The sequence below is a fragment of the Bradyrhizobium ontarionense genome (assembly GCF_021088345.1).
Classification (GTDB): domain Bacteria; phylum Pseudomonadota; class Alphaproteobacteria; order Rhizobiales; family Xanthobacteraceae; genus Bradyrhizobium; species Bradyrhizobium ontarionense.
The window spans coordinates 5166453-5186584 of the sequence record NZ_CP088156.1 but is presented as its reverse complement, the minus strand read 5'-3'; the positions used below and the strand labels follow the sequence as shown (position 1 = coordinate 5186584).

At 64.7% G+C, this 20132-nt stretch carries 18 protein-coding genes; 9 read left to right on the top strand and 9 right to left on the bottom strand.

Annotated elements, in window-relative coordinates; translation table 11 throughout:
• Nucleotides 1-588 precede the first annotated feature (588 nt).
• Nucleotides 589-1068 carry a hypothetical protein gene (locus LQG66_RS22935; protein ID WP_231317937.1) on the top strand — a complete coding sequence of 160 codons (480 nt, stop codon included), beginning with the start codon at nt 589-591 and terminating at the stop codon, nt 1066-1068.
• Nucleotides 1069-1780: 712 nt separating this feature from the next.
• Here the strand turns inward: LQG66_RS22935 and LQG66_RS22930 are convergent.
• The 3 genes from LQG66_RS22930 to LQG66_RS22920 are packed head-to-tail and all read right to left on the bottom strand — an operon-like array spanning nt 1781 to nt 3717.
• A complete protein-coding gene (locus LQG66_RS22930) occupies nt 1781-2266 on the bottom strand; it encodes a hypothetical protein (protein WP_231317936.1) in 486 nt (161 codons plus the stop codon).
• Between the two features lie 9 nt (nt 2267-2275).
• Entirely contained in the window at nt 2276-3430 is a 1155-nt protein-coding gene (locus LQG66_RS22925) for a HigA family addiction module antitoxin (RefSeq protein ID WP_231317935.1), read from the bottom strand.
• Nucleotides 3430-3717, bottom strand: coding sequence for a type II toxin-antitoxin system RelE/ParE family toxin (locus LQG66_RS22920; protein WP_231317934.1), 288 nt, complete (start codon nt 3715-3717; stop codon nt 3430-3432). The genes LQG66_RS22925 and LQG66_RS22920 overlap by 1 nt, the downstream gene beginning before the upstream one ends.
• 117 nt (nt 3718-3834) lie before the next feature.
• Between LQG66_RS22920 and LQG66_RS22915 the strand changes: the two genes are divergently transcribed.
• Entirely contained in the window at nt 3835-4779 is a 945-nt protein-coding gene (locus LQG66_RS22915; protein WP_231317933.1) for a helix-turn-helix domain-containing protein, read from the top strand.
• A gap of 93 nt (nt 4780-4872) precedes the next feature.
• On the opposite strand, the gene LQG66_RS22910 is transcribed toward LQG66_RS22915, so the two are convergent.
• Together LQG66_RS22910 and LQG66_RS22905 are read right to left on the bottom strand one after the other, a co-directional pair.
• Nucleotides 4873-5772 carry a methylated-DNA--[protein]-cysteine S-methyltransferase gene (locus LQG66_RS22910; RefSeq protein WP_231327901.1) on the bottom strand — a complete coding sequence of 300 codons (900 nt, stop codon included), beginning with the start codon at nt 5770-5772 and terminating at the stop codon, nt 4873-4875.
• 369 nt (nt 5773-6141) lie between these two features.
• Nucleotides 6142-6675: a DUF2244 domain-containing protein gene (locus tag LQG66_RS22905; RefSeq protein ID WP_231317932.1), complete on the bottom strand. Its 534-nt coding sequence runs from the start codon at nt 6673-6675 to the stop codon at nt 6142-6144.
• Between the two features lie 22 nt (nt 6676-6697).
• Between LQG66_RS22905 and nth the strand changes: the two genes are divergently transcribed.
• From nth to LQG66_RS22885, 4 genes are all read left to right on the top strand, one after another.
• Complete coding sequence (nth, locus tag LQG66_RS22900; RefSeq protein WP_231317931.1) at nt 6698-7591, top strand: endonuclease III; 894 nt, start codon at nt 6698-6700, stop codon at nt 7589-7591.
• A gap of 209 nt (nt 7592-7800) precedes the next feature.
• Nucleotides 7801-8853, top strand: a complete 1053-nt coding sequence (locus LQG66_RS22895) for a type III polyketide synthase (protein ID WP_231317930.1) — start codon at nt 7801-7803, stop codon at nt 8851-8853.
• Nucleotides 8850-9353: an isoprenylcysteine carboxyl methyltransferase family protein gene (locus LQG66_RS22890; RefSeq protein ID WP_231317929.1), complete on the top strand. Its 504-nt coding sequence runs from the start codon at nt 8850-8852 to the stop codon at nt 9351-9353. Before LQG66_RS22895 ends, LQG66_RS22890 begins: the two co-directional genes overlap by 4 nt.
• Nucleotides 9350-10969, top strand: a complete 1620-nt coding sequence (locus LQG66_RS22885; protein WP_231317928.1) for a DHA2 family efflux MFS transporter permease subunit — start codon at nt 9350-9352, stop codon at nt 10967-10969. Before LQG66_RS22890 ends, LQG66_RS22885 begins: the two co-directional genes overlap by 4 nt.
• On the opposite strand, the gene LQG66_RS22880 is transcribed toward LQG66_RS22885, so the two are convergent.
• On the bottom strand, nt 10907-11659 hold the full coding sequence (locus LQG66_RS22880; protein ID WP_231317927.1) for a sulfate transporter family protein: 753 nt from the start codon (nt 11657-11659) through the stop codon (nt 10907-10909). The genes LQG66_RS22885 and LQG66_RS22880 overlap by 63 nt on opposite strands.
• Before the next feature lie 77 nt (nt 11660-11736).
• Nucleotides 11737-14430: a heavy metal translocating P-type ATPase gene (locus LQG66_RS22875; RefSeq protein ID WP_256460583.1), complete on the bottom strand. Its 2694-nt coding sequence runs from the start codon at nt 14428-14430 to the stop codon at nt 11737-11739.
• A gap of 47 nt (nt 14431-14477) precedes the next feature.
• On the opposite strand from LQG66_RS22875, the gene LQG66_RS22870 reads away from it, so the two are divergent.
• On the top strand, nt 14478-14753 hold the full coding sequence (locus LQG66_RS22870; protein ID WP_015663319.1) for a metal-sensitive transcriptional regulator: 276 nt from the start codon (nt 14478-14480) through the stop codon (nt 14751-14753).
• Nucleotides 14754-14772: 19 nt separating this feature from the next.
• Here LQG66_RS22870 and LQG66_RS22865 read toward each other — a convergent pair whose 3' ends face one another.
• A complete protein-coding gene (locus tag LQG66_RS22865) occupies nt 14773-15747 on the bottom strand; it encodes a YiiX/YebB-like N1pC/P60 family cysteine hydrolase (RefSeq protein WP_231317926.1) in 975 nt (324 codons plus the stop codon).
• A gap of 197 nt (nt 15748-15944) precedes the next feature.
• Between LQG66_RS22865 and LQG66_RS22860 the strand changes: the two genes are divergently transcribed.
• Together LQG66_RS22860 and LQG66_RS22855 are read left to right on the top strand one after the other, a co-directional pair.
• Nucleotides 15945-17357 carry a flavin monoamine oxidase family protein gene (locus LQG66_RS22860; protein ID WP_231317925.1) on the top strand — a complete coding sequence of 471 codons (1413 nt, stop codon included), beginning with the start codon at nt 15945-15947 and terminating at the stop codon, nt 17355-17357.
• A 102-nt stretch (nt 17358-17459) separates the two neighbouring features.
• Complete coding sequence (locus LQG66_RS22855; RefSeq protein ID WP_231317924.1) at nt 17460-18611, top strand: IS110 family RNA-guided transposase; 1152 nt, start codon at nt 17460-17462, stop codon at nt 18609-18611.
• 554 nt (nt 18612-19165) lie between these two features.
• Here LQG66_RS22855 and LQG66_RS22850 read toward each other — a convergent pair.
• A complete protein-coding gene (locus tag LQG66_RS22850; protein ID WP_231317923.1) occupies nt 19166-20110 on the bottom strand; it encodes an MBL fold metallo-hydrolase in 945 nt (314 codons plus the stop codon).
• Nucleotides 20111-20132: the final 22 nt, after the last annotated feature.

Genomic DNA, 20132 nt, shown 5'->3' with positions numbered 1-20132 from the left:
GCAGGCGGCAGTCACCACAGGTTCAGCCGAAACAACCGGCATTCCCCGCGCGATGGTCTTCACGCTTATACGCAGTCTCCCTGGTGCGCCGGGCTTGTTGGCCACCATCACCACGCGGCGCGCGCTGGCGCCCTCGCGGCTTGATACCAGCATCGGGGTATCAGGACCCTGCGACTTCACGTCCGCGAGCTACCGTTCGTCGGCGCGCCCGAAGACACGCTGCGGCAGACCGCGGCCATCGCTCCCCGCCTCGCGTGTCGTGACGATCGCGCGCAACGCCCCTCTCGTCGAGGCGGGATGGGGGGATACAACCACGATTTCGGCAAAAACGCAAGTCGTTTATTTTAATCCGAAGTCGCGGCAACCGAAGGACGGCGCGGATCGGCGACGACCGCGCGGTCTCTCCTCCGTCAGTTCGGAGCGACGGGCGAAAGCGCGTCATCAGGACTCACCTTGTAGCCGGTCTCTCCCTGCCCGAGACGAGAAGCGCCGGTGGATAAGTTTGGGGTTATCCACACATTGGCGTCGCCCCATTTGGAGGTAGTAGGCCGAATCGGTGCTAAATGGACATCCATTGAGGAGGCGGCTATGCGCGACATACGAGACGATCTCCGGGAACGGCTTGCCGCTATTCAAACTGCGTTCAATGCGGCCACCGAGGAGCACGAAAATCAGATGATTGCCTTGCAAGCAGGGTATCGTCAGAAGGCAGATGCTTTGGAGCGCGAGCGGCAGGCGGTACTTCAGCTGCTTAAAATCGAGGAAGCTCGTGCAACGTCTTCAGGGCCAAGCATCGCGCGGCATCCCGCGTTGCCCCTTTCCGAGTTCATCATCACCAAGCTCCACACAATCGGTCCGATGACGAAAGAGCAGATCAGGGCTGAAGTTGATCGTGCAGGCTACTTGGAAGGGGAGGCGACCGGACGAACGTTCCACCTCACGCTAATGAACATTAGCGGCGCGGGAGGTCGCATCTCGAAGCTGCCGGACAACCGCTACATCGCGCAGTCGAGGTCCGATGCAACACTGTTTTCCCCATCGCACCCGGAGCGTCACCTTATGGCATGATACGAAAAGGCCCAGACGAGATATCGTCTGGGCCTTAAAAGATTGGGGGTGCACAGTGCGGGGGCAAGGTTGTCCAGCCAGGTCCCCGGCGGGTGCAAGTCCCGCTACCTCAACCTCGTCCTCTCCCTTGGCGGGGAGAGTCGGAAGGCTCCTTAACGGAGCCGGGAGAAGGGCTGCTCTCGCTTTGCCACCGGGGGCAGCCCGACTCTTCCTTCAAGGTTACCCGACTCTGGCGAATCCGTCTAGCGGAGCCGCCGCAACGCGCTCGCTTCCGCGCGAAGATTCCACTAGTTTGATCGTATCGAGAAATGAAATGTCCGCCTTCCTCGCAAATCTCGCATTGCGACTAGATGGATTTTGCGTCGCAACGCGCCGGCCTTGCCCCAAACTCCACCGTCGAAGCGCCGACGCTCGCGGGAGGCGGGCGGGAAGTGGGTCAGTTTTGAAATCAACCGGCAACCTAACGGCAGCCGCGCCATAAAACGTAGATGATCGGAAAAATAACCAAGCGCCCGCGCGATCCCAACCAGCTCGCAAAGCTGATGATCGACATTGCAGTGGGTGATGAGCGCAAATTCGAGGAGACGGCGGCCGCCAGGCGGGCGCGAAAGGCGGGCGTCAAGGGAGGCCCCGCTCGCGCCAAAGCGCTGACGCCAGCTGAAAGGTCGGAAATTGCAAGTATGGCGGCTCGGGCGCGTTGGAAGAAGCCGAGCTAACTGACGTTCTTTTTGCGCTGCATCCGCTCCAAGGCCTTCCGCTCCTCGTAGTCCTCGGTGAAGTTCATCTCAAACTGGATCTCATCATGCGGATACGCGAAGTTCATGTGGTCAACATCCGACATCGCGCGATATACATCATTTACGATGGCGTCGCGACGTTGCCTGACTGCTTTGCGCCGGAGCTGAGGCGTTCCATTCTTGTCGACATCGAAGACGAGTGTTCTTTGACGCCCTTCCTCGGCAATCGTCACGCACTGCTTGGCCCGATAAGTCGTGCCTTCCTCGTTAACACGATGAACTTGGCGTAGTGCCTCGGAAAGCCGGCGACGGTGTATCTTGCGAACGTCCTCAAGCGGCGTGTAGAGGCGGTTATTGGCGATCGCCCAATCGATGAAATCGTCAGGATCGTTAGCCTCGTCGCCCGTCTGATCTTCCCACTCGTCCCATAAGCGAACGACCTGTTCGTTATAGTTCGCCATCATGCTCCCCTATAGCCCGATTTCTGCAACCGTGTCCCAGCCATCGCGGAGAGGCCATGACATGAAATGCTCATGAACTTTGGTCAGGTAACGTCGCAGAAACGCGAAGGCTCTTGTGTCGCCAGCCCTGTGGCGGCGATTCTGAATCTGCCCAATAACAACAGAAGGGTGAATGTTATGTCGGGCAGAAAAAGCAAGAACGTCCGTCTCGGAAATCCACTTGCCCTTCCGGAGCATAAACGACGTCAACTTCTCCTGCGGTATCAAAAATTCTGCGGCAGCAATATCGGCACGGCGTTCCTCATCGGGCAGGCCGGCCTCATCCCTGTCAGGATCGAAAACATCCACATGAGAATAGATCGTCGCTTTTCCATCCTCTTGCAGGACATGTTCGATTTCATGCCGAAGCACAAAGCAAAGGTTGTCTGGTCGATCCAAACGCAAGCTCAAGCCGATCACCGGCTGGTCGTCAAGCCAAGTGCAAACGCCATCGATTTTAGATCCAGGCAATTGCTGAACGAAGACTACTCGAACACCGCAATGCCAAAGAAGGTTCGGAATTTCTCCGAAGTCCTCGGAGTCGAGCATGTGCGCTCTGATGTCCGGCAGTGCCTCCACCAATTTTGTGCGATCGTAATTGGGCGCCGTTGCGGCTGCGGCGATTCTCCGAACACGATGTAACCAAACGAGTTGCGTCCCTGTGATTTCGTCGTAACCCGTCTTCTTGGCTGCGTGCGCAACTGCTTCGCAACCTATGAGCGGGATATCCTCGATGCGGTTAGCATCGAAAAACCGCATCATCTGAAGATCGAGAAGGTCCGCCTCTGTCTCTGCCAGCCAGCCGCGCTTGATCATCTCTCGAACAGGAAAGATCGAGACCCAAGTGGCGCGTGTTTTGACGCCCGGATCAGCCTTCCTGGCCTTCTGAAGATCGTACATCTTTTGCAGGTTCATGAAGAACTCAGCGGGCATGGCGAACGCATCGCCAAGCGCGACCGCGGTATCTGGCGTGATCGATGTTCCCCCCTTGATCAGCTTGTTAAGCTGGCTCGCGTCCCAACTGAGGATGTAAGCTAAATCGGCCTGAGTCCAACGGCGGGACTCAAGCTCCTCCTCGATGAATGTGCCAGGATGATCGACCGGCGGCGGTGTGGAGTAGGCCATCAGTGGTAATCCTCGATCTCCAGAATCGTGACAGTCTGCGGCTCGGTCTTCTCATCCAACTGAAAGACCAGTCGATATTGGTCGTTCAGCCGAATTGACCGCTGACCTCCACGATCTCCCCCCAATTCTTGGTAGTGCAGACTCTTCCAGTTCCGAAGTGAACGATCATCGATCGCCGCCCGGAGGACGGTGAACTTCCGCCGAGCCGATTTGATCACGGCGACCTCCAGCCGGGTTGTCCCTGCTTGGTCCGTCTCGATCAAAGCCAGTTCGTCATCGGCGAACACGATCCTCATTTGAGGCCGATAGCATATTCGCAGCTGCTTCGGCAAATCTAAATTGAGTTATATCACCAAACTGACTCTTATGCTTGACTTGATTGTCATTGAGACGTACGGGAATGCATGAATAAGCTGACCGTCGAAGAGCGCGCTCGCATCCTCGACCTTCTCTGCGAAGGCCTGAGCATTCGCGCTGTCACGCGCGTCGCTGGTGCCAGCAAGAACACAGTGGCGAAGTTGCTGCTGGATGCTGGGAACGTCTGCTCAGACTACCACGATGCCAATGTTCGCAACGTGAGGGCGGTGCGGGTCCAGATCGATGAAACTTGGTCGTTCACATCTCTCGAGCAGAAGAGCGTCGAGGCCGTTCAGGGTGCTCCTAAAGGCGTTGGCGATACATGGACTTGGACTGCCATCGAGGCCGACAGCAAATTGATCGTGTCGTTTCTCGTCGGCGCTCGCGACGCTGAGCATTCAGCTTGGTTCCTGGACGATCTGATGTCGCGACTGGCAAACCGCGCGAAACTGACAAGCGACGGGCATCGGGCGTATCTCCAAGCTGAGGAGGGGCGATCTGGCTACGATATCGATGATGCGCTGCTTTTGAAGCTGCATGGCTCGCAGAGCGGAAAAGGAACAGACGTTCGCTACAGCCCCGTCGCCTATAATGGCACCCGAAGGTGCCGCGAGGACGCAAGTCTCGACGAAGCGGATGTCTCAACCAGTGCGGTTGAGCAGGAGAACCCGGCTATGCCGATGCATCTGCGCCGCTCGACCGTCCTGACCAACGCCCTCTCCAAGAAAATCCAAGACCACGCAAACGCGGTTGCGTTGCACGTCATGTATTACAACTTCGTTCGCATCCATAAGGCACTAAGCATCACTCCAGCTATGGCCGCTGGTATCGCCGACCGCCGTTGGGAGATCGCCGACATTACGATGCTGATCGAATCCGCAGAAGCCAAGCTCGTCAGGCGCGCTTCATCAGGGCAACTCGCCGATCGCCCTGTCACCGCCGCGAGCAAAGCTAACGCCAGATCGGCGACGGGCCCACGCGGCAATCGCTAGGTCTCTCCTTCGCCATTCTGGGCAGCGCGCAATGCGGCTATGGGGAAACGTTTTGGGGGGTGGATCGGTCAATCGCGAACTATCTCTCCCTTCCTACCCAATCCCCACCTGCCCGGCCTCCCAGCCGAGCATCGCCTGCTTGCGCGTCAGGCCCCAGTGGTAGCCCGTCAACGCGCCGCTCTTGCCGAGCGCCCGATGGCACGGGACCACGAAGGAGATCGGGTTCTTGCCGACGGCTGCGCCGACTGCGCGCGAGGCCTTCGGTGACTCCAGCCTTGTCGCGATGTCCGAGTAGCAGACGGCGCGGCCCATCGGGATCTTGAGCAGGGTCTCCCAGACGCGGACCTCGAAATCGGTGCCGATCAGGACGACGCGCAGCGGCTGGTCGGGGCGCCACAGACCCTTGTCGAAGATGCGTTGCGCCAGCGCTGACGTGCCGGGGACGTCCTCGACGTAGGTGGCGCGCGGCCAGCGGCTCTTCATGTCGGCGAGCGCGGAGGCCTCCTCGCCGGGATCGGCGAAGGCGAGGCCGGCGAGGCCGCGGGGGGTGGCCATGACCAAGGCCAAGCCGAACGGGCAGGGATGGAAGCCATAGCGCAGCGTGGTGCCGGCGCCGCCGGTCTTCCACTCGCCGGGCGACATCGCCTCGTGGGTGACGAACAGGTCGTGCAGCCGGCCGGGGCCTGACAGGCCGGAATCGAGCGCGGCGTCGAGCACGGAGGCCGAGTCCTTCAGCAGGCCTTTGGCGTGATCGAGCGTCAGCGCCTGCATGAACGCCTTCGGCGTCAGCCCGGCCCATCGCCGGAACAGATGATGCAGCTCGTCCGGCGTGACGCTGGCGGCATCCGCCATGTCCTCGATGGCCGGCTGCCGGCGCCAATGTTCGGAGATGTAGGCGATCGCGCGGCGCACCGAATCATAGTCGCGCAGCGCGGCCGATTGTTGCGGGCCTGGCTTGGCCAGGGCGGAATCATGAATGGCGAGGGTCATCATGGTCTGGATGTAGGGCGGACGGGGCGCCCACTCCACCCGATTTCCGAGCGGACGGCTACAGGGGAACTGATGAGCCCTTCTGGCGCGGCGCGCTCGGTGCACCTCTCCCCGCTCTCGTCCGCCGTAGTTCGAAGAGCGAAGGCGGATGCGGGGGCGCGACGAGCTTCGCTCGCGCTGAGAGGTCGGATTGCATCGAAGATGCAATCCGGGTGAGGGAGTACAGGTCTAACGGTATGCACCACCCGTGCGGCTGCCCCTCACCCCAACCCTCTCAGCGCGAGCGAAGCTCGTCGCGGCCCCGTAAGAACGGGGCGAGGGAGCGCGCTGCCGTCGGGGTGGCAGCTCGGATCCAACGGAGCCGCTCGCGCCCTACATCGGATTGTACGCTGGCCCCCGCCTGGCGGCCTGCAGGCCGGCCATCAGGGCCTTGGCGAAGCTGGCCTTTTCGTCGGGGCCGAGGAAGCTGGCGATCGCCACGCGCTGGCCGCGCGCGACCAGATAGAGGTTCTCGACGCCGAACTCCTCGTGGCTGACCTGGTCGAGCTTCACCCACAGCGGGTTGAAGCGCCATTCCATGACATGGCCGCGATGGCTGACGCGACGAAGGCGCAGCTCGGTCAGCGTGATCGAAACCTCCTCATAGGCCCTGGCGCGGCGGAAGTTGACCTTGAAGGCCCAGTAGATCGCCAGCGCATCGAGGCCGAAGAAGCCGAGCACCGGCCAGGCGCCCATGATCAGCGAGGCGATGCCGCCGATGAAGCTGATGGCGCAGACCGCGACCATCAGCACCACGAAGCCGGTCCGGTTCAGCGAGCGGTGCGGTGTCAGCCGGGCCGAGAAAAGCTCGGGGTCAACGGCCTCGGCAATGGTCTTGTGAGACGCAAAAGCGTTGCCTGGGATCATGGGGCCTCAGTATACCCGGATCATGGCCAAAATCACCCGTCCCCAACGCGCCAAGGTTGCGCCGGTTCGCGCTTCGTCCAAACCGGCTCCGAAGCCGGCGCCCAAAAAGGCGTCGAACAAGGCCGTCACGGCTGCCAAGCTCAGCTCTGCCAAACCCAAGACCGTCACGTCGAAGACCGTCACGTCGAAGGCCGCCAAGACGAAGACTGCAAAGACGAAGACCGCAAAGCCGACGGCCTCGTCCGCCAGGCCGGTCAAGACAGTGTTGAAGGCGGCGAAGCCCTGGACGCCGGCCGAGATCCGCGACGCCTTCAGCCGGTTCGCCAACGCCAATCCGGAGCCGAAGGGCGAGCTGGAGCACCTCAATCCCTACACCTTGCTGGTCGCGGTGGTGCTGTCGGCACAGGCGACCGACGCCGGCGTCAACCGGGCGACGCGGCCGCTGTTCGCCGTCGCCGACACCCCGCAGAAGATGATCGCGCTCGGTGAGGAAAAACTCCGCGAGTACATCAAGACCATCGGGCTGTACCGCACCAAGGCCAGGAACGTGATCGCGCTGTCCGAGAAGCTGATCGCCGAGTTCGGCGGCGAGGTGCCGCGCACCCGCGCTGAGCTGGAGTCGCTGCCCGGCGCCGGCCGCAAGACCGCGAACGTCGTGCTCAACATGGCGTTCGGCGAGCACACGATGGCGGTCGACACCCACGTGTTCCGCGTCGGCAACCGCACGGGGTTGGCGCCGGGCAAGACGCCGCTGGAGGTCGAGCTTGGGCTCGAGAAGGTGATCCCGGCGGAGTTCATGCTGCATGCCCATCACTGGTTGATCCTGCATGGCCGCTACACCTGCCTCGCGCGCAAGCCGCGCTGCGAGTTCTGCCTGATCAAGGATCTCTGCCGCTGGCCCGAGAAGACGGCCTGATACGTTGTGCGTGACGAACGGTTTCGCCTGAGAGCGCGTTTGACAGTCACTATTGTGTCACGCCGCGACGCCGTCTCACCATGGCCGAGCCACATCGCCGCCCGCATTCGACATAAGATGACCCGCGTAATCCGGGGCGATGTGAGTAGCGCGTGATGATTCCCACGTTCTCGGACCTTTCCGCGCCGGGAATTGGAAGGATCAGCCGTATGGACAATGCCGCCGCGCTTGTGTCGCTCGCGACCTCGGTGCCACCTCATCAGTTTCGCCAGAACGAGGTGATGGAAGCAGCGCGCGTCGTGCTGTCACCGCGCTTTCCGCAATTCGACACGATGGCGAGCCTGTTCGCCAACACCGGCATCCGCCAGCGCTACGGCGTGAAGCCGATCGAATGGTATATGGAACGGCGCGGCTGGCCCGAGCGCACCGAGGCCTATCTGGAAGGCGCGGAGGCGCTGTTTCTTGATGCCGCCAACAAGGCGCTGGCGCAGGCCGATCTCGCCGCCTCCGACATCGACACCATCGTCACCGTCAGCTCGACCGGCATCGCGACCCCGACCCTGGAGGCGCGTGTCGCCGGCCGCATGGGCTTCCGCTCCGACGTGTCGCGCGTCCCCGTGTTCGGGCTCGGCTGCGCCGGCGGCGTCTCGGGGCTGTCGATCGCCGCGCGGCTGGCTCAGGCGCGGCCCGGCACCAACGTGCTGATGGTGACCTTCGAGCTGTGCACGCTCGCCGTACGCCATGACGAGCTGAGCAAGGCCAACATCGTCGCGCTCAGCCTGTTTGGTGACGGCGCCGCCGCGGCGATCCTGCGCGCCGGCGACGGCGGTGCGACGCGCGTCGAGGCGACCGGCGAGAAGCTGTGGCCTGACACGCTCGACATCATGGGCTGGAGCGTCGATCCGGAAGGCTTTGGCGTCATCTTCCAGCGCACGATCCCGGACTTTGTCACCGAGAACATGGGGCCTGCGGTCAACGAGATCCTGGATCGCATGAAGCTCACGCCTGGCGACGTCGACCGCTTCGTCTGCCATCCCGGCGGCGCCAAGGTGATCACGGCGCTGGAGCGCGCGCTGTCGCTCGGCCAGGGCACGCTGGATCACGAGCGCGAGATCATCGCCGACTACGGCAATATGTCCGCGCCGACGGTGTTGTTCGTGCTGGAGCGCGCCCGCGCGCGCGGGCTGCCGCCGCGCTCGGTGCTCACTGCGCTCGGACCGGGCTTCACCGCCAGCTGCGTCTCATTGAGGCACGCCGCATGACCTTCGCCGCCTTCGTCCTGGCACTCGTCACTATGCAGCGGCTCGGCGAGCTCGTGCTCGCTCGCCACAACACCAAGCGCCTGCGCGCCATGGGCGCGATCGAAGTCGGCGCGGATCATTATCCGCTGATGATCTCGATGCATGCGGCGTGGCTGGTGTCGCTGTGGCTGCTCGGCGCCGACCAGGAGGTCGATCCGTGGCTGCTGTCGGGCTTCGTGGCCCTGCAGGGGCTGCGCTGGTGGGTGCTGTCGACGCTCGGCCCGCGTTGGACGACGCGGATCATCATCCTGCCCGGTGCGCCGCTGGTGACGGATGGTCCCTACCGCTACATCTCGCATCCGAACTATCTGGTCGTCGCCGGTGAGATCGCGCTATTGCCGCTGGCGCTGCATCTGCCGCTGATCGCGCTGCTGTTCTCCGCACTGAATGCGGCCGTGCTCGCGATCCGCATCCGTGCCGAGTCCGAGGCGCTCTCGGGCGTCAGCAGCCAGACCGCATGACCGAGCCGGCCGCGCCTCAGGAGACTCCCAGCCTCGCCACCTGGCTCGGCTTCATCCTGATGTGCGTCGGCATGTTCATGGCGATCCTGGACATCCAGGTGGTGGCGACGTCGCTGCCGACCATCCAGGAGGCCCTCGGCATCTCGCCGGATGCCATGAGCTGGGTCCAGACCGCCTATCTGATCGCCGAGATCATCGCCATTCCGTTGACCGGCCTGCTGACCCGCGTGTTCAGCCTGCGCTGGCTGTTCGTCGGCGCCGTCAGCATCTTCACGGCAGCCTCGCTCGGTTGCGCCATGAGCGGCAGCTTTCACGTGCTGCTGGCGTTTCGCGTGCTCCAGGGCTTTTTCGGCGGGCTCTTGATCCCGGTGGTGTTCTCGGCCGTGTTCCTGCTGTTTCCGCCGCGGCTGCATGCGGTCGCGACCACCATCGGCGGCGTGGTCGCGGTGCTGGCGCCGACCATCGGCCCCGTCGTCGGCGGCTTCATCACCAACACCTGGTCGTGGCCCTGGCTGTTCCTGATCAACATCGTGCCGGGCATCATCGCGGCCGTGGCCACGCCGAGCCTGTTACCACGAGAGCGGATGAATCTCCTGGAGCTCGACAAGCTCGACATGACGGCGCTGCTGTTGCTCGCGGTGTCCTTGGCGAGCCTCGAGCTCGGACTGAAGGAAGCGCCGAAGGGCGGCTGGCTGTCGTCGAACTGCATCGCGCTCTTGGTGCTCAGCGCGTCGTGCCTGACGCTGCTGATCCAGCGCGTCGTGGCGTCGCCGTTCCCGATCCTGCGGCTCGGCAGCTTTCAGCGGCGGTCGTTCACGCTCGGCTGCCTGTCGAGCTTCTGCCTCGGCATCGGGCTGTTCGGCTCGGTCTATCTGATGCCGGTGTTCCTCGCCTTCGTGCGCGGGCACGATGCGTTCGAGATCGGCAAGATCATGCTGGTGACCGGCGTGGCGCAACTGATCGCGGCTCCGCTGGTGACGGCGCTCGATGGCAAGGTCGACGCGCGCCTCCTGACCGCATTCGGCTTCCTGCTGTTCGGCGTGGGCCTTGCGGCCAGCGCGTTCCAGCCGGCCACCGCCGACTATCAGGAGATGTTCTGGCCGCAGGTCGTGCGCGGCGTCGGCATCATGTTCTGCCTGCTGCCGCCGACCCGGATCGCGCTCGGCGACCTGCCGCAGGCGGAGGTCGCCGATGCCAGCGGCCTGTTCAACCTGATGCGCAATCTCGGCGGCGCCATCGGCATCGCCCTGGTCGACACCATCATCTACGGCCGTGTCGGCATCCATGCCGCAGCGTTCCGCGATCGCCTGATGGCGGGCGACGTGGCGGCGGCGAAGGCAATCGGGCTCAGCCCGGAGCTGCTGCTCAACCGCCCGCGCGGCGTCTCGCAGGATGCCGCCATCGCCTATGTCCGGCCGCTGGTCGAGAAGGCCTCGCTCGCACTCTGCGTCAACGAGGCCTGGACGTTGCTCGCCGGCATAGCCCTGCTCGGCTTCATTCTCATTCCCTTCGCGCGCGCCAGGCCCGAGAGCCCGGCGCCGCGGGTGCTGGCGCTAGAGGCTGCGCAGCCGGCGCTCCGGCGACGGCTCGAGCAGCTCGGGCCGCGGCCCCGATAGGCGCTTGTGCAGGTGGACCATGAAGGCCATGCCGAACAGCGGCGTGGCCAGGTTCACGATCGGAATCGTGACGAAGGCGGCGATGATCAGTCCTGCGGTGAACACGGTCGCGGCGTTGTCGCGCCGCATCGCCTTGGCTTCCGCCGGCGGCCGGAACCGCATCGCGGCGAGCTCGAAATATTCGCGGCCGAGCAGCCATGCCGTGGCGAGGAAGAAGATCACGAAGCCGGCGCCGGCCAGGAACACGAAAGGCAGCGCGACCAGATAGACCAGGATCGTCAGGCCGGCGGCCTTGAGGCCCTCCACCATGGCGATGCCGACCGGCAAAGCGGCGCCGGGACGCTCGGCCGGATAGTGCTCGCGCTCGACCAGATCGGCGATGTCATCGACGAACAGGCTCGCGATCAGCGAGGTGATCGCCGGCATCAGCATGATGCCGCCGAACACGACGCCGAAGCCGGCGGCGATCGAGATGATCCAGGTCAGCACGTCGAGCGCGCCGTGGGAGTTCGGCCCGAGCATGGCTTCGGCCCAACCCTCGCCGGCGGTCGCCAGCCAGGTCAGCAGCCGCTGCAGCCCGATCGCGAGCACCGTGATCAGGACCAGCGCCAATCCGATCGATCGCCACAGGATCGAGCGCATCGGCGGCGACAGAATCTGCGAGATCGCCTTCACGGCGGCGTCGATCATACGTGGGACCTTTCTCTCGTGAATCGTGAGAGAGGTAGACACGCCCGCCCGCTTCGGCAAGCCCGGGTTCCAGCGCGTCAGAGCTTGGTCGCCCGCAGCCGCAGCGCGTTACCGACAACGCTGACTGATGACAACGACATCGCCGCGGCCGCGATGATCGGCGACAGCAGGATGCCGAATACGGGGTAGAGAATGCCGGCGGCGATCGGGATGCCGGCGGCGTTGTAGATGAAGGCGAAGAACAGGTTCTGGCGGATGTTGCGCATCGTCGCCGCCGACAGTTTTCGCGCCCGCGCGATGCCGCCGAGATCGCCCTGCAGAAGCGTGATGCCGGCGCTCTCCATCGCCACGTCAGTGCCGGTGCCCATCGCGATGCCGACATCGGCCGCGGCCAGCGCCGGCGCATCGTTGACGCCGTCGCCGGCCATGGCGACGACCTTGCCGCTGGCACGCAGGCGCGCCACGACGGCGCTCTTCTGGTCGGGCAGCACCTCGGCCTCGACCTCGGTGATGCCGATCCGGCGCGCGACCGCAGTCGCCGTGGTGCGGTTGTCGCCGGTCAGCATGATCACCTTGATGCCGTCGGCCGCGAGCGCCTTCAGCGCCTCCGGCGTCGACGCCTTGATCGGATCGGCGATCGCAAACAAGGCGGCCGGCTTGCCGTCGATCGCCATCGTGATCACGGTGGCGCCCTCGCTGCGCAGCTTCTTGCTTTCGACGCCGAGCGTGTCGGTGATGATGCCGAGCGAGGCCAGATAGGTCGCAGTGCCCAGCACGATGGACTTGCCGTCCACCGTTCCCCGCGCGCCCTTGCCGGTCGGCGCGTCGAAGCCGGTGACGTCACCGAGCTTGAGCTTGCGCTCGGTGGCATGACGGACGACGGCCGCGGCCAGCGGATGTTCGCTGGCGCGCTCCACGCTCGCGGCGAGTTTCAGCACCTCGGTTTCCTCGAAGCCCTCGGCGGTGACGATGGCCGTCACCTTCGGCTTGCCTTCGGTCAGCGTCCCGGTCTTGTCGACGACCAGCGTATCGACCTTCTCCATCCGCTCCAGCGCCTCGGCGCTCTTGATCAGCACGCCGGCCTGGGCGCCGCGGCCGACGCCGACCATGATCGACATTGGTGTCGCGAGCCCCAGCGCGCACGGGCAGGCGATGATCAGCACGCTGACCGCGGCGACGAGGCCGAAGGCGAAGCGCGGCTCGGGCCCGAACGCGTACCACGCGACGAAGGCGGCAATGGCCGCAGCGATCACCATCGGCACGAACCAGCCCGCGACCTGGTCGGCGAGACGCTGGATCGGCGCGCGCGAACGTTGCGCGTCGGCGACCATCTGCACGATCTGCGATAGCAGGGTCTCGCGGCCGACCTTGTCGGCGCGCATCACGAAGCTGCCGGTCTGGTTCAAGGTGCCCGCGATCACGCGTTCGCCTTCGTTCCTGGTCACGGGCATCGACTCGCCAGTCACCAGCGACTCATCGAGCGACGAGCGGCCTTCGAGAATGATGCCGTCGACCGGCACCTTCTCGCCGGGGCGCACGCGCAGGAGATCGCCGACCGCGAGCTCGGCGATCTCCACCTCGTGGTCGTTGCCCTCGGCGTCGAGCCGCCGCGCCGTCTTCGGCGCCAGCTGCAGCAGCGCCTTGATCGCGCCCGACGTCGCCTCGCGTGCGCGCAGCTCCAGCACCTGGCCGAGCAGCACGAGAACGGTGATGACGGCGGCCGCCTCGAAATACACCGCGACCGCGCCGCCATGGCCGCGGAACGCAGCCGGAAACGCCTGAGGCGCCAGGGTCGCGATCACGCTGTAGACATAGGCGACGCCCGTGCCCATCGCGATCAAGGTGAACATGTTGAGATTGCGGGTCTGGACCGATTGCCAGCCGCGCACGAAGAACGGCCAGCCGGCCCACAGCACGACCGGCGTCGCCAGCGCGAACTGGATCCAGTTCGACAGCATCGGATCGATCAGGCCGTGGCCGCCGACGATGTGGCCGCCCATCTCGAGCACGACGACGGGCGCGGCGAGCACGGTGCCGATCCAGAATCGCCTGCTCATGTCGGCAAGCTCGGGATTGGGCGCATCGTCGAGGCTGACGACCTCGGGCTCCAGCGCCATGCCGCAGATCGGGCAGGTGCCCGGGCCTTCCTGCCGGATCTCGGGATGCATCGGGCAGGTGTAGATCGTGCCGGTCGGCATCTCCGGCGGCGGCTCGCGCTTCTCCAGATATTTTGCGGGATCGGCGGCGAACTTGGTGCGGCAGCCGGCCGAGCAGAAATGGAAGGTGTGCCCCTGGTGGTCGAAGCGGTGCTTCGACGTCGCGAGATCGACCGACATGCCGCAGACGGGATCGATCACCTTCGTCTCGTCATGCTGATGCGCGTGATGATCGTGTCCGCCACAGCACGACGCCGCGGCCGCGGGTGCAGCGGCGGGCGCGAGATACTTCGCGGGATCGGCGGCGAACTTGGTGCGGCAGCCGGCCGAGCAGAAGTGGAACGTCTGTCCCTGATGCTCGAAGCGATGCTTCGAGGTCGCCGGATCGACCGACATGCCGCAGACGGGATCCTTGACCTTCGCCGGTGCGGCCGCAGTGTGACCGCCGCAGCAGGCGCCCACGTCGCTCTCGGGCACCGAATCGGCACGATCGCTGCAACAGCTCTCGGCGGACGCTTCCTTGTGTCCGGTTTCCGCCGCTCCCGAATGCGATCCACACCCGCATCCGCCGGCCGTGACCGCTGCGACACCATGCCCGTGTTCGGTTTCCGACATCAGCCCAGCCTCTTGAAACCTATACCCTGTAGGGGTATATAGAGCGCATGCGCGACGACATCAAGACATCCTGTCAGAAACGTTTGAGCCGGATCGAAGGGCAGGTCAGGGGCTTGTCCAAAATGGTCGAGGACAACCGCTACTGCATCGACATCGTGACGCAGATCTCAGCGGTGCGGGCGGCCTTGCGCCGGGTCGAGGAGGAGATTTTGCGCGATCACGTCGCGCATTGCGTGGAGCATGCGATCGCATCCGGCGACAAGGCCGATCAGCGTCAGAAGATCGCGGAACTCATGGACGTGATCGGCCGATCGGATCGCTGACGGCGCGCGGGACGTTCCTTCAGACCGCGACCCTGCGGCGAGACGCCGGTGCGCGCGGCGCAACCTTTCGGACCGGCTCGGCCACCAGATAGTGGTCGCTGACGACGAGGCGTTCGCTGATCGTCTCGGCCATCACTTCCTCAGCACGAAACGCCGCCTGCGCTTCGTCAGCCGTTTCAGGAACGAGCGGCGGCGCGGCGATGGCTTCTGGAAACATGGCGAATTCGCCCGCTACCTCCGCGAGCGGCTTCTGCTTGTCGGCCCAATGAAGCGTCGTGTAGTCGAACCCGTTGACGATGGTGGGCTTGACGATCTCGAAATAGGGCGAGATGTCGAAGTCGCGCGGCATGTACAGCGATGAATCGCGGATGTGCAGGATCTCGCGCTTGGCGCGCCGCGATGGCGCCCGCGTGATCTTCGGCAGGATCGGATAACGCACCGCGTCGAACGCCTGCGCGATCAGCGCCGAGCAGATCATCTTGGTCGGATCACCCGAGCCCAACGCGATCATGCGCCGCCGCCAGCGCTGCGGGATCGGCAGCGGAATCAGGAAGCGCATCAGGTCGATGATGTTCTTGGTGTCGTAGCCGAAGCCGATCCGGTTGATCGCGTAGCGGCAGACGGTGTGTCGGTCCTCGTAGGTCAGGCCGACCGGGCGGCAGACGCGGGTATGATAGGAGAAGTACTTCGACAGCGGCGCCGAGATCACGCCGTCGCCGACATAGGCCTCCACAAGCACATGCGGCTCACCGTCCGGCTCGACGGCCCCGTCGATCGGCCCGACATAGAGCGCGGCATGCGACCACGTCGACTGCGTCAGATATTTGATGATGCCGGAGATGCGGCTGTTGCCCTCGACCAGCAGCACGTCGCCGGGCTGGACGTCCTTGCGAAGATTGTCCGGATCGCTCGGCGTGAACGGCTCATATCCCCGTATCTCCTTCTGGAGATAGGCGGCAATCAGCTTGCCGATGTGATCGAGCACGACGCCCATGACGGTCAACTCCCCGAGCGACCTTGCGTGGTCGCGTCTTTTACCGTTCTCTATGATGGTCGATCACGGTTGCAATTTGGTTCATAGTCGAACCGTCATCAATGAACATTGATAAACCATGACGGTTGCCGCACCGCGGCAGATGCGGCAAAATTCGGCCCCGACTCGTTCGTTTCAAAGCTTTCGGAAACCATGACATGATGTTCACGCGCCGCGGCTTCCTCACGGCGTCCGCGGTGCTCGCCGTGGCGCCCCTGTCGGGCCGCAGCGCGATTGCCGCAGTGCCGCGCGAGGCCGACATCGTCGTGATCGGGGCAGGCGCGGCGGGGATCGCTGCCGCCCGCCGCGTCATGGCTGCAAACCGCAAGGTGATCGTGCTCGAGGCGGCCCCGCAGATCGGCGGCCGCTGCGCGACCGACGCTGCGACCTTCGGCGTACCGTTCGACCGCGGCGCCCGCTGGCTTCACAATTCCGACAGCAATCCGATGACCAAGCTGGCGCGCGGCGTCGGTCTCGATCTGGTCGCGGCGCCGGTCGGTCAGAAGGTGCGCGTCGGCCGGCGCAATGCGCGGCCGGGCGAAACCGAGCAGTTCCTGGCCGGCCTCGTCCGCGCCAATCGCGCGATCGACGAAGCGTCCCGCGGCAAGCTCGATATGTCCTGTGCGACGGCGCTGCCGAAGGACCTCGGCGATTGGACCGGCACGGCGGCCTTCGTGCTCGGCGCCGGCGCCACCGGCAAGGACCTCGTCGACCTCTCGGTCATGGATAAGGCGCGCGGACAGGATCGCAGCGCCGCGCTGGCCTGCCGCCAGGGCATGGGTACGCTGATCACCAAGCTCGGCGAACAATTGCCGCTGGCGCTGTCGACGCCGGCGAGCCGGATCGTGTGGAGCAATCGCGACGTTGCCGTCGAAACGCCGGCGGGGCGGATCGCAGCGCGCGCCGTCATTCTCACGGTGTCCACGAACGTGCTGACGTCAGGGGCGATCAAGTTCACGCCGGAGCTTCCGAAGCGCCAACTCGACGCGGCCAGCAAGCTCAGCCTCGGCAGCACCGATCACATCGCGCTGATGCTCACCGGCAATCCGTTCGGCCTGTCGCGCGACGAGGCGATCATCGAGCAGAGCAATTCGAACCGGACCGGTCTGCTGCTGGCCAATATCGGCGGGTCGTCGCTGTGCACCGTCGACGTCGGCGGCGCGTTCGGGCGCGAGCTATCAGCGCAGGGTGAAGCCGCGATGGTCGCTTTCGCCAAGGAATGGCTGGTGAAGCTGTTCGGTAGCGAGGCCGCCGCTGCGGTGAAGTCGTCTGCCGCCACGCGCTGGAATCAGGTGCCGGGCGTGCTCGGCGCGATGTCGGCCGCTGCACCCGGCAGCCAGGGCGCGCGCAAGATCCTCGGCGAACCGTTGGGCCCGCTGTTCCTGGCAGGCGAGGCCACGCACGACACGCTGTGGGGGACCGTCGACGGCGCCTGGGACTCCGGCGAACGCGCCGCGGAAGCCGCGCTGCGCCGGATCGGGGCGTTGAAGGATCCCGAAGCCGAGGAATCCCCGGAGCGGCAACGGCCGCGCCGTCGCGGCAAGGTGCGATCGGCCTCGCCTGAGGACTGAGCCAGACTGGATCGCGACGGCCGTAGTAGATTCCATGGGGGAGCGGTGAGCGAGCCCTTCCGATAGGTTTGGGTTTCCACACTCGAACCCTCGGAGAGTCAGATGCAAGCTTCGACCCAAGGCACGCTCACCGCCGGAGATACTGGCACGATTTTCGTTGCAATTGAACTCAGCCAGAAGAGCTGGCTGATCACGTTGCACAGTCCCGATCAGGGACGGATGTCGCGGCACAAGCTCGACGGAGTCGATCAGGTCGGGTTGCTGGCGTTGATCGCCAAGACGCGGGCCCGGGCGGCGCAGAAGCTCGGATCGGAGCCGCGCGTGGCGAGCTGCTACGAGGCCGGCTATGACGGCTTCTGGCTGCACCGGTTGCTGGTCGCGAACGGAATCGACAATCTGGTGTTCGATCCGGCAAGCATCGCGGTCGAGCAGCGCGCACGGCGGGCAAAGACGGATCGGATCGACGGCGAGCTGTTGCTGCGCACGCTGATGGCCTATTTGCGCGGCGAGCCCCGGGTGGTCCGGATCGTCCGGGTGCCGACGGTGGAGCAGGAGGACGCCCGGCGGGTCAGCCGCGAGCGCGACCGGCTGGTCACGGAGCAGACGGCCCACACCAACCGGATCAAGGCGCTGCTGCGGCTGTCCGGCCTGGAGGTCGGCGCGCCGCGCCGCCGCAACTGGCTCACCTGGCTGGAGCAGCAACGCGACTGGCAGGGTGAGCCGCTGCCGCCCCACGTTCTGGCCGAGGTCAAGCGCGAGCACGCGCGTCTGATGCTGGTGCGCGAGCAGCTCGCGGCGCTGGAGCAGAGCCAGGAGGCCGCGCAGGCGGCTGTCGTTCCGGAGGCGATGGCCAAGCGGCGGGAGCAGCTGCAGCGGCTCAAGGGGCTCGGGCCGGCCTTCGCCACGACATTGGCGGGCGAGCTGTTCTACAAGGACTTCCGCAACCGGCGCGAGGTCGCCAGCTATTGCGGCCTGACACCGAGCCCATGGAAGAGCGGCGGCATCGATCGTGAGCAGGGCATCAGCAAGGCGGGCAATCCGCACGTCCGCCTGAAGACGATCGAGCTGGCTTGGCTCTGGGTCCGCCATCAGCCGGACAGCGCGCTCAGCCGCTGGTTCCAGACCCGCACGCTCAACACCGGCAAGCGTGTCAGGCGCATTGCGATCGTGGCGCTGGCGCGCAAGCTCGTCGTGGCGCTGTGGCGCTATCTCGAGACCGGCCTCGTGCCCGAGGAGGCCCTGATGAAGGCGTAAACGAACTTCGCGATCAGGCCCGCGGTTCGCCGCGGTCTTGCGAGGATGGATGATGACCGTGCCACCCTAGGGCCGTACCACCAGCCGTCTTGTAGATGGGTCTCATCCTCTTTGGCTTCTCGCCGCAAGCATGCGGAACATGGGCCCGGATGACTTCATCCGACCGGATATGAGGTGATGCAGCGGACAGCTGCAGAATCTTCGCAAGCCAGTCCTCGACCGAGACCGCAGGTTCGTGGCGCCAGACGTCGCCCTGCCCACCCGCAAAGCCGCCGTCCGCTACGGCGCAAAATCGAGAGCGCGCGGACGTCGGCTTTGCTCCGCCGAACACACCACCTCTAAGGAAACGAACGGCATCCTCGAAAAAACAACCTCGACCTATCGAACGAGACTTGACTCACAAGACCCCATATGAGGGTGGGCAAAGGCGTAGCCGTGCTGTCTCCAAGTTTGAGATCGCCGTGGCGCCGTGCCCAACGACCTGCTGATGAGTTCGCCGAAAGACGGTGGGCACGCTGCCGCCGTCGGCGGCCGCTTTGCCCACCCTACGCCAGCTACACCGGCAGCTTCAGCTCCATCAGATCCTTGGCGACGACGATGCGGCCGGAGTAGTTCTTCTTCACGTCGCGCGTCCAGTCGTCGTCGGTCACCTCGGGATCATCACCCGGGACCAAATGGCTGAGCACCAGCACTTTCACGCCAGCGGCCGCGGCGATGCGCCCGACGTCCTCGGTGGTGGTGTGGCTTTCGAGCAGATGCTTCTTGAGCGTCGACCCGTTCTTCGTCCTCGCGACCAGGCGATCGACTGCCGGTACATACAGGCATTCGTGAACGAGCACGTCGGCGCCCCTGGCGAACTCGGCGAGCTTCGGATTGTAGGCGGTGTCGCTGGAGAACACGATCGTGCCGTCCGGGGTTTCGAACTTGTAGGCGAAGTTGTCGGTGATCGGCGGATGCGGCGTGCGGAACGCGGTCACGGTGACGTCCGCCGTCTTCACCACGACGCCATCGTCCGTGATGTCCTTGGCGATCAGCAGTGGCCGCGGATCCGGCCGGCCCTCGTCCTCGATACGGGTGTCGACATCGAACTGGTTGGTCGCCCAGAAATTCCTGGTCATCGCCTCCAGACCTTTGGGGCCGAACGATTGGATCGGCGTCGATAGTCCTGCGGCCCAGGCATTGTAGAACAGATTGCCGTATTCGAGGTTGTGATCGGAATGGTGATGGCTGATCAGGATGTACTTCACCGATGGAATCGGAATGCCTGCTTTGACGAGCTGACGGCTGACGCCCATGCCGCAATCGATCACGAACGGCGTGCCGTTGACGACGACGAGATTGGCCGGATTGGAGGCGCCGACGCCGACGCGTGGGCCGCCTTTGGTGCCCAGGAAGACGATGCGCGTACCGGTCTTCGTGCCCTGCGCGAAAACCGATGGCGCCGCCACGGCTCCGGCTGCTCCCAATGCAAGTGAGAGCATGGTTCGGCGATTGATCACGGCGTCCTCCCTTTCAGTCTCG